The following is a 10,846-nucleotide window of genomic DNA, read 5'->3' as shown; positions in this document are numbered from 1 at the left end:
GCGTTGGGCTGTGCAGCAGCCCCAAAACCATCCACCGAGAATTGCCTGACACACCGCATCTGGCGGACTGGGGCTGCTTCGCAGCCCAACGCGGGGCAAGCCCGCTCGCCACAACAAGCGCGCTCACCACAAAAAAGCTTGCCTGCCACAAAAAAGCTTGCCTGCCACAAAAAGGCCTGCTTGCCACAACAAAGCCTGCTTGCCACCCCCCCCACTTGCCACAACAGCTCAGCCTGATTCAGAACCTCAACCCTGCCTCGCCATATGCAACCTGTGCAGCGTGATCTCGCGCACGGCCTGTTTACTCAGTTCAATATGGCGCTTGAGCAGGTGCTGCGCCTGATCGGCCTGGCGTTGCAGGATGGCCGAAAGGATTTGCCCGTGCTCCTCGTACGTCGCCGAAATGCGTGACGCCTGGGTAAAGTCGAGCCGGCGGATGATGCGGATTTTTTCCGTGATGGCGTAATGCATACGCGCCATTTCGCCATTGCCCGTGGCGTGCACCAGGTCACAATGAAAACGCTCATCCAGCGCCGAGACGGCCTGGGTGTCCTGCAGACGCTCCCCGGCTTCTACCTGCCAGGTCGCCTGCAAGGCCTGCAATACAGGGCTCGGTTCGTCCATCGCGCACAAGCGGCTGACCGCTGCCAGTTCCAGCACAATGCGCACGTCATACAGCTCTTCGAAATACGCGAAGTCGAACGGCTTGACCTGCCAGCCGCTGCGAAAATACACCTGCACGTACCCTTCCTTCTCCAGGCGATAAAGCGCCTGGCGCACCGGGGTACGGCTGGCCTGCATGCGCATGGCCACGTCGCCTTCGCTGAAGCGATCGCCCGGCAGCAGGCGGAACTCGAAAATATCCGCCTTGAGCTGCGCATAGACCTGTTCAGCCAGGCTGTCCGGCCGTGCCTTGGCGGTTGTCGTCGTCGCCAGTTGCATGCCTACCCCCGGCTCGCAATAAAGGCGCGCCAGCCGCCAAACTCGGTGATGTCGAGGGCGTCGGCCAAGGCCCAGGGCTCGCAGATAAAACCTTTGACGCTGCGCCCATCCGCCAGCAGCAGATTGCCGATTCCCAAGGGCGCCGGGATCTCGGCGACGAATTCACCGAAGCGCGCAATCGGCAGGTCCCACAGCTCGACAACAATCGCACGGCCGCTGTCTGCCCTGGCCAGCCCAGGCTTGGGCGGCACAGTGCCCGGCAGGGCATAGAGCCGATAGTTGTCGGCCGTCAGGGTTTGCTCCACCAGCACCGCGTTACGCGAGGTCAGCTGCACGTTCAGCGGCATGCCGGTCAGATGCGCGCCCACCACCGCCACCCGCACGCTGCCAGGCGCCTGCAGCGCGGTGGCCGGCGCGGGCAAATAACGTTCGGTGGCACCCAAGGGCAGGTCCAGGCTGGCCTGCCAGCGTTTGCCCAGGTGGGCCAAGGCCGTGTCGTGCCAGGCCGGTGCCAGCAAGGTAATACCGCTGGGCAACCCATCGCTGCGCAGGCCCGCCGGGAGCGCCAGGGCCGACAGGTCGGCGAGGTTAGTGAAGTTGGTGTAATAGCCAAATTGCGAGTTGTAGCGCACCGGCTCCTGGGCCATTTCCGCCTGGGTGCGAAGGGTTGGCGACGTGGGCACCAGCAACGCGTCGAAACCCGCCAGCGTGTCGTTGATGCGCCGGCTCAGCTCGGCCCGCAAGTATTCAGCCTTGTAGGCGTCGCACGCGCTGTACTGGCGACCACTCTCGACAATGCCGCGCACCACCGGGTTGATCGCCTCCGGTTGCTGCTCCAGCATGCGTTCCAGGGCAACGGTACGCTCGGCGACCCACGGGCCGAAGTACAACTGGTCCGCAAGGGCCTTGAACGCGCTGAAGTCCACCGGGGTGATCACCGCGCCCAGGGCCTTGAAGCCTTGTACCGCGTGCTCAAACACCGCCTGGTTGAGGGTATCGCCAAAAAACTCCAGGCTCGCCGGGATCGCCAGCTTGATCGCCGCCCCCACCGCGACCGGTGCGGTATGCGGGTTCACACGCGAATAGGCGTCGCTGGCATCGTAGCCCTCAGCAACGCGCATCACGCTTTCGGCGCATTCGACGGTCAACGCAAACACCGAGATGCAATCCACGGTGCGGCACGCCGGCACCAGCCCGGTATTGGACAGGCGGCCCTTGGTCGGTTTCAACCCGACGATATTGTTGAACCCCGCCGGCACGCGCCCGGAGCCTGCGGTGTCGGTGCCCAGGGAAAACGCCACCAGCCCACGCGCCACCACCGACGCCGAGCCTGAGCTGGAGCCTCCGCTGACGTAATCCGCGTCAAAGCTATTGCCCACCGCGCCGTAGGGCGAGCGTGTGCCCACCAGGCCCGTGGCGAACTGATCGAGGTTGGTCTTGCCCATCAGGATCGCGCCGGCTTCGCGCAGCCGTTGGACTACAGATGCATCCTGCGCCGCCGTGTAGGCAAATTCGGGACAGGCCGCCGTGGTCTCCCAGCCGGCCGCATCGATATTGTCCTTGATTGCGAATGGCACGCCATACAGCGCCAGCTGGGTGACATCACCGTCCACCGCCGCCAGGCGCGCGCTCAACTGCGCCAGTTGTTCGGTCAACTGCACCGGGGTCGCACGGGCGATCCAGGCGTTGTCATCGCCGGGGTACTCAGCGGCGAGGGTCAGCAGAATATCCGGGGTGATGCTGCCGCTACGGTAGCCGTCAAGCCACTCGTCGAGGGTCCAGCCAAACGCGTTGTGCATGGGAAACTCCATCTTGTATCCAAGTTTGGATAAGTGGAAGCAAACCCCAGGCCAACCTCGAAACCCAATGAATGCGCGGACATGCACTCAAACCCTGCCCACTGATAGCGCACCCACCCATCGCCCATGCGCCAAAAAAAGACATTCAGCGGACCGCGCGGTTGCGACCCGCCCGATACCGGCCTATGTTCCAAGCCATGCCGTGCATTTTGCTGTCCATCCCATTCGCAATCAGGTGAAGACATGCCCACGCTTTCCCGCCCCGCCGTCCTCGAGCTGATCGGCAATACGCCGCTGGTTCGGGTCAGCCGTTTCGATACCGGCCCCTGCACACTCTTTCTCAAACTTGAATCACAGAATCCCGGCGGCTCCATCAAGGACCGCATCGGCCTGGCCATGATCGACGCCGCTGAGCGCGACGGCCGCCTGCGCGAGGGCGGCACCATTATCGAGGCCACCGCCGGCAACACCGGCCTGGGCCTGGCGTTGGTCGGCCGGGCGAAGGGCTATCGGGTGGTGCTGGTGGTGCCCGACAAGATGTCCACGGAAAAGGTGCTGCACCTCAAGGCCATGGGCGCCGAAGTGCATATCACCCGCTCCGACGTGGGCAAGGGCCACCCCGAGTACTACCAGGACGTGGCCGCGCGCCTGGCCAAGGATATTCCCGGTTCATTCTTTGCCGACCAGTTCAACAACCCGGCCAACCCCCTGGCCCACGAAACCAGCACCGCGCCGGAAATCTGGGCGCAGACCCAGCATGATGTCGACGCAATCGTGGTGGGCGTCGGCTCGGCCGGCACCCTCACCGGCCTGACCCGCTTCTTCAAGCGCGTCCAACCGGAACTGGAAATGGTCCTGGCCGACCCGGTGGGCTCGGTGATGGCCGAATACAGCCGCAGCGGCCAGCTGGAAACTCCCGGTTCCTGGGCCGTGGAAGGCATCGGCGAAGACTTCATCCCCTCGATTGCCGACCTCTCCAGCGTGCGCCACGCCTACTCCATCAGCGATGAAGAAAGCTTCGACCACGCGCGCCAACTGCTCAAGGCCGAGGGTATTCTCGGCGGTTCCTCCACCGGCACCCTGCTCGCCGCCGCCCTGCGCTATTGCCGCGAACAGACCGAACCCAAGCGCGTGGTGACCTTTGTGTGCGACACCGGCACGCGCTACCTGTCGAAGGTCTACAACGACCAGTGGATGAACGACGCCGGCTTGTTGCAATACAAACACTACGGCGACCTGCGCGACCTCATCGCGCGGCGCTTCGAAGATGGCCGCGTGATCAGCGTGAGCCCCGACGACACCCTGCTCACCGCCTTCCAGCGCATGCGCCTGGCGGATGTCTCGCAACTGCCGGTACTGGTCGACGGCCAGACGCTGGTCGGCGTCATCGACGAGTCCGACATCCTGCTCGGCCTGCATCACGACGCGGCAGATTTTTCCATGGTCGTCGCCAGCGCCATGACCGATCACCTGCAGACCCTGGCCCCCAGCGCCAGCCTCGCCGAACTGCAGGCGGAACTGGATCGCGGCCTGGTCGCAATAATCGCCGACGCCTCGGGCTTCCACGGTCTGATCACGCGCGTCGACCTGCTTAACCACCTGCGGAGATCCCTTGTATGAGTCAGCCCGATAAAAGTGCATTTGCCACCCGTGTGATCCACGCCGGGCAATCACCCGACCCGACTACGGGCGCGCTGATGCCGCCGATCTACGCCAACTCCACCTACCTGCAAGACAGCCCCGGCGTACACAAGGGCTTCGACTATGGCCGCTCCCACAACCCCACGCGCTTTGCCCTGGAACGCTGCGTCGCCGACCTCGAAGGCGGCAGCCAGGCGTTTGCCTTTGCGTCCGGGCTGGCGGCGATTTCCACCGTGTTGGAACTGCTCGACGCCGGCGCTCATATCGTCTCCGGCAATGACTTGTACGGCGGTACCTTCCGTTTATTCGACAAAGTGCGCCAACGCAGTGCCGGGCATCGTTTCAGCTTTGTCGACCTGAGTGACCTGTCGGCTTTCGAAGCCTCGTTGCAGGACGACACGCGCATGGTCTGGGTCGAAACCCCGAGCAACCCGCTGCTGAGCCTCACCGACCTCAGCGCCATCGCACGTATCTGCCGCGACCGCGACATCATCTGCGTGGCCGACAACACCTTCGCCAGCCCCTGGATCCAGCGCCCGCTGGAGCTGGGCTTTGATGTGGTGGTGCACTCCACCACCAAATACCTCAATGGCCACTCCGACGTGATCGGCGGCATCGCCATCGTCGGCGACAACCCCGCGCTCGCCGAACGCCTGGGCTTCCTGCAGAACTCGGTCGGCGCCATCGCCGGACCCTTCGACGCCTTCCTGACCCTGCGCGGCGTGAAAACCCTGGCGCTGCGCATGGAACGCCATTGCAGCAACGCCCTCGACCTCGCCACCTGGCTGGAACAGCAACCGCAAGTGGCGCGGGTGTACTATCCGGGGCTCACGTCCCACCCCCAGCATGAACTGGCGCGCAAACAGATGCGGGGGTTTGGCGGGATGATCTCGGTGGACCTCAACAGCGACCTGGCCGGCGCCACGCGCTTCCTGGAGAACGTCAAGATCTTCGCCCTGGCCGAAAGCCTCGGCGGGGTGGAGAGCCTGATCGAGCACCCGGCGATCATGACCCACGCCAGCATCCCCGCCGCCACGCGCGCGCAGTTGGGGATCGGCGATGGGTTGGTACGGTTGTCGGTGGGGGTCGAGGATGTGGAGGATTTGCGCGCCGACCTGGCCCAGGCGTTGGCGCAGATCTAACCGAGGAAACGGGCCTTTGTGGGAGCTTGGCCGGCGATGCAGACACCGCGGTGCACCAAGTGCTTCGCGGTGATGCAATGGCCGGCCAAGCTCCCACATAAGTCCATCAGCTTGACGTTACATTGGCCCGTGCGCTGTGCAGTTTCTTGTAGCTGTCGATCAGGCGCAGATGCCGGTCCAGCCCTTCCAGCTTCATGCTGGTGGGCGTCAGCCCGTAGAAGCGCACGCTGCCCTCGACCGAGCCGATCACCGCGTCCATCCGCTCATTGCCAAACATGCGGCGGAAGTTGGCCTCGTAGTCCGCCAGCTCCAGGTCTTCGTCCAGTTCCATCTCCAGCACCGCGTTCACTGCCTGGTAGAACAGCCCGCGTTCCACGGTGTTGTCGTTGTACTGCAGGAACATCTCCACGCACTCCTTGGCCTCTTCGTACTGCTTGAGGGCGAGGTAGATCAGCAGCTTCAACTCCAGGATGGTCAGTTGGCCCCACGCGGTGTTGTCGTCGAACTCGATGCCGATCAAGGTGGTGATGTCGGTGTAGTCGTCCAACTCGCTTTCCACCAGGCGCTCGGCCAGTGCCTGCAGCGCCTCGTCGTCGAGGCTGTGCAGGTTGAGGATATCGGCGCGGAAAAACAGCGCCTTGTTGGTGTTGTCCCAGATCAGGTCATCCACCGGGTAGATTTCCGAGTAGTCAGGCACCAGGATGCGGCAGGCCGTGGCGCCGAGGTGTTCGTACACCGCCATGTAGGACTCTTTGCCCATACCTTGCAGAATGCCGAACAGCGTCGCGGCTTCTTCGGCGTTGGAGTTTTCCCCCTGGCCGGAGAAGTCCCACTCGACGAATTCGTAGTCCGACTGGGCACTGAAGAAGCGCCACGAGACCACGCCGCTGGAATCGATGAAGTGCTCGACGAAGTTGTTCGGCTCGGTCACTGCGTGGCCTTCGAAAGTCGGCTGGGGCAGATCGTTCAAGCCTTCGAAACTTCGGCCCTGGAGCAGCTCGGTGAGGCTGCGCTCCAGCGCGACTTCCAGGCTCGGGTGTGCGCCGAACGAGGCGAATACGCCGCCGGTGCGCGGGTTCATCAGGGTCACGCACATCACCGGGAATTCACCGCCCAGGGACGCGTCCTTGACCAGTACGGGGAAGCCCTGGGCTTCCAGGCCCTGGATACCGGCGAGGATGCTCGGGTATTTCGCCAGCACCTCGGCCGGCACATCCGGCAGGGCGAATTCGCCTTCGATGATTTCGCGTTTCACCGCGCGCTCGAAGATCTCCGACAGGCACTGCACCTGGGCTTCGGCCAGGGTGTTGCCGGCGCTCATGCCGTTGCTGAGGTAGAGGTTTTCGATCAGGTTGGAGGGGAAGTACACCACTTCGCCGTCCGACTGGCGCACGAAGGGCAGTGAAACGATGCCACGTGCTTCATTGCCGGAGTTGGTGTCGTAAAGGTGCGAGCCGCGCAACTCGCCGTCGCGGTTGTAGATCTTCAGGCAGTAGGCATCGAGGATTTCGCTCGGCAGCTCATCCTTGCGACCCGGCTGGAACCAGCGTTCGTCCGGGTAATGCACGAATGGCGCGTTGGCCAGCTCTTCACCCCAGAACTGATCGTTGTAGAAGAAGTTGCAGTTGAGCCGCTCGATGAATTCGCCCAGCGCCGAGGCCAGTGCGCCCTCTTTGGTCGCGCCCTTGCCATTGGTGAAGCACATCGGCGAATGCGCATCGCGGATATGCAGCGACCAAACGTTGGGCACGATATTGCGCCACGACGCGATCTCGATCTTCATCCCCAGGCCGGCGAGGATCGCCGACATGTTGGCGATGGTCTGCTCCAGCGGCAGGTCCTTGCCGGCGATATAGGTGCCGGCTTCGGTGCCCACGCCAGGCATCAACAACGCCTGGGCGTCGGCGTCGAGGTTGTCGACTTCCTCGATCACAAACTCGGGACCGGCCTGCACGACTTTCTTCACGGTGCAACGGTCGATGGAACGCAGGATGCCCTGGCGATCTTTGTCGGAAATATCGGCGGGTAATTCAACCTGGATCTTGAAGATCTGGTTATAGCGGTTTTCCGGATCGACGATGTTGTTCTGCGACAGGCGAATATTGTCAGTGGGGATATTGCGCGTCTGGCAATACAACTTCACGAAGTACGCCGCGCACAACGCCGATGACGCCAGGAAGTAATCGAAAGGCCCGGGCGCCGAGCCATCGCCCTTGTAGCGAATAGGCTGGTCGGCAATGACCGTGAAATCATCGAACTTGGCTTCAAGTCGGAGATTGTCGAGAAAGTTGACCTTGATTTCCATGCGGGCACACCAGAATAACGGGCTATATAAAAATGGCCGCCATTATGAAGTGTTTCACCGGGAAGTTTCAGGCTTTTGACCAGTGGCTGGCGAATTGTCGAATGTGCATTAACCTTTTGGCAGTTGGCGCCGATGGACTGAGTGCAACCAGGGAGTAGTCGGAATGCGCAACAACCAGCCTGTTACACAACGCGAGATTTCACTCGCGTCTTCGCAAAAACTCATCTCCGCCACCGATGTCCGGGGTGTGATCACTTACTGCAACGATGCCTTTGTCGCCATCAGCGGATTCAACCGCGCCGACCTGATCGGCGCGCCGCAAAACATCGTGCGTCACCCCGATGTCCCCCCCGCCGTGTTCGCGCACATGTGGAGCGCACTCAAGCAAGGCCTGCCCTGGATGGGCATCGTCAAGAACCGTGCGAAAAATGGCGACCATTATTGGGTCAACGCCTATGTCACCCCCATCTTCGAAGGTGCCAATGTGGTGGGTTTCGAGTCGGTGCGGGTCAAACCCAGCGCCGATGAAATCCGTCGCGCCGAGGCGCTGTACCGGCGTATCAGCCAAGGCAAGCCAGGCGTGCCGCGCCAGGATGCATGGCTGCCGGCGGCCTTGAGCTGCGTGCCCTATGTGGCGACCGCCGTTGCCGGCAGTGTTGCCGGGTTGTTCCTCAGTGCACCGCTGGCCCTCGCGGTGGCCGTGGCGGTCGCAGTGCCGGTGGGTGTGCTGTGCTCGCACGTTCGCCAGGGCAGCACTTTGCGGCTGCTGGCGGGTGTCGAGCCGTCGACCTCGGATGCCTTGATCGCGCAGATGTACAGTGACGCACGCGGGCCTCAAGCCCGTTTGGAAACCGCGTTTCTCAGCCAGACTGCACGCCTGAAGACGTGTCTGACCCGCCTGCAGGACAGCGCCGAACAGCTCAGCGCCCTCGCCGGCCAATCCGATCGATTGGCCACGGCCAGTTCCAACGGCCTGGACCGTCAACGCGTCGAAACCGAGCAGGTCTCGGCCGCCGTCAACCAGATGGCCGCGACCACCCAGGAAGTCGCCAGCCACGTGCAACGCACCGCCGATGCCACCCAGCAAGCCAACGTGCTGACCGGGCGTGGCCGCGAAGTGGCACGCGATACCCGCGAAGCCATCGAGCGCCTGTCTGCCGTAGTCGGCGAGACGGGCGTCACCGTGGCGCAGTTGGCCAAGGACAGTGATGAAATCGGCAGCGTGGTGGATGTGATCAAGGGCATCGCCGACCAAACCAACCTGCTCGCGCTCAACGCCGCGATCGAGGCCGCGCGTGCCGGCGACATGGGCCGTGGCTTCGCGGTGGTGGCCGACGAAGTACGCCAGTTGGCCCAGCGCACCACGCAATCAACCACCCAGATCCACGCGCTGATCACTCAGTTGCAGGCATCTTCCAACAATGCCGTGCAAAGCATGCAACACGGCCAGCGCCAGGCCGAGGAAGGCGTGGCCTGGGTGCTGGAAGCGGACCAGGCACTGGTGGGCATCAGCGAAGCGGTGTCGCATATCACCGACATGACCACCCAGATCGCCGCCGCGACCGAGGAACAAAGCGCGGTCGCCGAGGAGATCAGCCGCAACATCACCACCATCGCCGAACTGGCCGACCAGACCTCGATCCAAGCCCATCAATCCACGGACCTGAGCAAGGAACTGACCCATACCGCGTCCACCCAATACGCCTTGGTTGAACGCTTCAACCGCTGAGTGCGATGGGGTGGGCGGGCTTCCTGTGGCATAGGACATTCCTGTGACATAGGAAGCCCTGGGCAAAGGCCCCTCCTATGGCAAAGGTTCTTCCTATGGCAAAGGCTCCCTCTGTGGTAAAGGACCTTCCTGCGGCACAGGCGCCCCCTGTGGCAAAGGACCTTCCTGTGGCAGAGGCGCCCCCTGTGGCAAAGGACCTTCCTGTGGCAAAGGCGCCCTCTGTGGTAAAGGACCCTCCTGTGGCAAAGGCGCCCCCTGTGGCGAGCGGGCTTGTCGAATCGTCGCACCGCCCGCGTTGGGCTGCGCAGCAGCCCCAATACCCTCGCCTGACATTGCACATTCTGCTTGATTAGGGCCCCTGCCCAACCCAACTCGAGCAGTGCAACGACTCGACAAGCCCCCCACCCCAGCAACTCTATCCCCCATAAGCTACCCACGCCTTTGCGACCTGGACCTGCTTGAGGTAACGTCCACCCACGCGCCCTCATGAAGCCCCTCGCCATGTCCATTGCCGATAACCTCATCGCCTTTACCTTCGCCGCCACCCTGCTGACGCTCACGCCCGGGCTCGACACCGCACTGGTGCTGCGGACCGCCACGGTAGAAGGCAAACGCCAGGCGCTGCAGGCCACCCTGGGGATCAACGCCGGTTGCCTGCTGTGGGGCGCGGCGGTGGCCTTCGGCCTGGGCGCGTTGATTGCGGTGTCCGAGGTGGCATTCAACCTGCTCAAGTACTGTGGCGCTGCCTATCTGGCCTGGCTGGGCTTGAACATGCTGCTGCGTCCACGTCGCTCACTGGCGCCGGCTTCGCCCGAAGCGAAACCCGGCGGCAACTGGTTTATCAAGGGCATGCTGGGGAATGTGCTGAACCCCAAGGTGGGAATTTTCTACGTGTCCTTCCTGCCACAATTCATTCCGCAAGGGCATTCGCTGATCGCCTGGACATTCGGCCTGGTGAGCATCCACGTGGTGCTCGGGCTGCTATGGTCGCTGGTGCTGATCGGCGCCACGCAGCAACTGTCCGGCTTTCTGCGCCGCGAGCAAGTCATCCAGTGGATGGACCGCACCACCGGCGTGATCTTCGTGTTGTTTGCCGCGCGGCTGGCGTTCAGCAGGCGCTGAGCCATTCGCTATCCCAGCCACGCGCAACGCCAACATGACTGAATGCTCCGGGTGAGACAAAGCCCCCCCCTTGTGGGAGCCGTCGAGCCCTGGCGAGGCCGCGAAAGCGGTGGGTCAGGCACTAAATTCATTGGCAATGCCGCCGCCTTCGCGGCCTCGCTGGGGC

At 63.1% G+C, this 10,846-nt stretch carries 7 protein-coding genes; 4 read left to right on the top strand and 3 right to left on the bottom strand.

Annotated features, from left to right (window positions below; genetic code table 11):
• Positions 1 to 246: 246 nt before the first annotated feature.
• Both QMX97_RS29835 and atzF read right to left on the bottom strand, forming a co-directional pair.
• Complete coding sequence (locus QMX97_RS29835; protein WP_282398096.1) at positions 247 to 942, bottom strand: GntR family transcriptional regulator; 696 nt, start codon at positions 940 to 942, stop codon at positions 247 to 249.
• 2 nt (positions 943 to 944) lie between these two features.
• The gene (gene atzF, locus QMX97_RS29830; protein WP_282398095.1) at positions 945 to 2,741 is read right to left on the bottom strand and encodes an allophanate hydrolase; all 1,797 of its coding nucleotides are present in this window, start codon (positions 2,739 to 2,741) and stop codon (positions 945 to 947) included.
• A 243-nt stretch (positions 2,742 to 2,984) separates the two neighbouring features.
• On the opposite strand from atzF, the gene QMX97_RS29825 reads away from it, so the two are divergent.
• Positions 2,985 to 4,361 (top strand): cystathionine beta-synthase, encoded by a 1,377-nt coding sequence (locus tag QMX97_RS29825; RefSeq protein ID WP_106803684.1) that lies wholly within the window; start codon positions 2,985 to 2,987, stop codon positions 4,359 to 4,361.
• Positions 4,358 to 5,524 (top strand): cystathionine gamma-synthase, encoded by a 1,167-nt coding sequence (locus QMX97_RS29820; protein WP_120448767.1) that lies wholly within the window; start codon positions 4,358 to 4,360, stop codon positions 5,522 to 5,524. The genes QMX97_RS29825 and QMX97_RS29820 overlap by 4 nt, the downstream gene beginning before the upstream one ends.
• 106 nt (positions 5,525 to 5,630) lie before the next feature.
• Here QMX97_RS29820 and QMX97_RS29815 read toward each other — a convergent pair whose 3' ends face one another.
• Positions 5,631 to 7,829 (bottom strand): OsmC domain/YcaO domain-containing protein, encoded by a 2,199-nt coding sequence (locus QMX97_RS29815; RefSeq protein WP_282398094.1) that lies wholly within the window; start codon positions 7,827 to 7,829, stop codon positions 5,631 to 5,633.
• Between the two features lie 163 nt (positions 7,830 to 7,992).
• Here QMX97_RS29815 and QMX97_RS29810 point away from each other — a divergent pair, with 163 nt between their 5' ends.
• Together QMX97_RS29810 and QMX97_RS29805 are read left to right on the top strand one after the other, a co-directional pair.
• The gene (locus QMX97_RS29810) at positions 7,993 to 9,558 is read left to right on the top strand and encodes a PAS domain-containing methyl-accepting chemotaxis protein (protein WP_282398093.1); all 1,566 of its coding nucleotides are present in this window, start codon (positions 7,993 to 7,995) and stop codon (positions 9,556 to 9,558) included.
• A 501-nt stretch (positions 9,559 to 10,059) separates the two neighbouring features.
• Complete coding sequence (locus tag QMX97_RS29805) at positions 10,060 to 10,680, top strand: LysE family translocator (RefSeq protein WP_201144825.1); 621 nt, start codon at positions 10,060 to 10,062, stop codon at positions 10,678 to 10,680.
• Positions 10,681 to 10,846: the final 166 nt, after the last annotated feature.

This window comes from Pseudomonas sp. PS01298, from assembly GCF_029959745.1.
Taxonomy (GTDB): Bacteria; Pseudomonadota; Gammaproteobacteria; order Pseudomonadales; family Pseudomonadaceae; genus Aquipseudomonas; species Aquipseudomonas aylmerensis.
The sequence above is the reverse complement of the archived record's forward strand: the minus strand, read 5'-3'. Positions and strand labels throughout refer to the sequence as shown.

What these genes read in the sequence shown, in the direction of transcription:
- QMX97_RS29805 (WP_201144825.1), top strand. Translation starts at nt 10,060, where the DNA reads ATGTCCATTGCCGATAACCTCATCGCCTTTACCTTCGCCGCCACCCTG.
- QMX97_RS29835 (WP_282398096.1), bottom strand. Translation starts at nt 942, where the DNA reads ATGCAACTGGCGACGACGACAACCGCCAAGGCACGGCCGGACAGCCTG.
- QMX97_RS29810 (WP_282398093.1), top strand. Translation starts at nt 7,993, where the DNA reads ATGCGCAACAACCAGCCTGTTACACAACGCGAGATTTCACTCGCGTCT.
- QMX97_RS29820 (WP_120448767.1), top strand. Translation starts at nt 4,358, where the DNA reads ATGAGTCAGCCCGATAAAAGTGCATTTGCCACCCGTGTGATCCACGCC.
- atzF (WP_282398095.1), bottom strand. Translation starts at nt 2,741, where the DNA reads ATGCACAACGCGTTTGGCTGGACCCTCGACGAGTGGCTTGACGGCTAC.
- QMX97_RS29825 (WP_106803684.1), top strand. Translation starts at nt 2,985, where the DNA reads ATGCCCACGCTTTCCCGCCCCGCCGTCCTCGAGCTGATCGGCAATACG.
- QMX97_RS29815 (WP_282398094.1), bottom strand. Translation starts at nt 7,829, where the DNA reads ATGGAAATCAAGGTCAACTTTCTCGACAATCTCCGACTTGAAGCCAAG.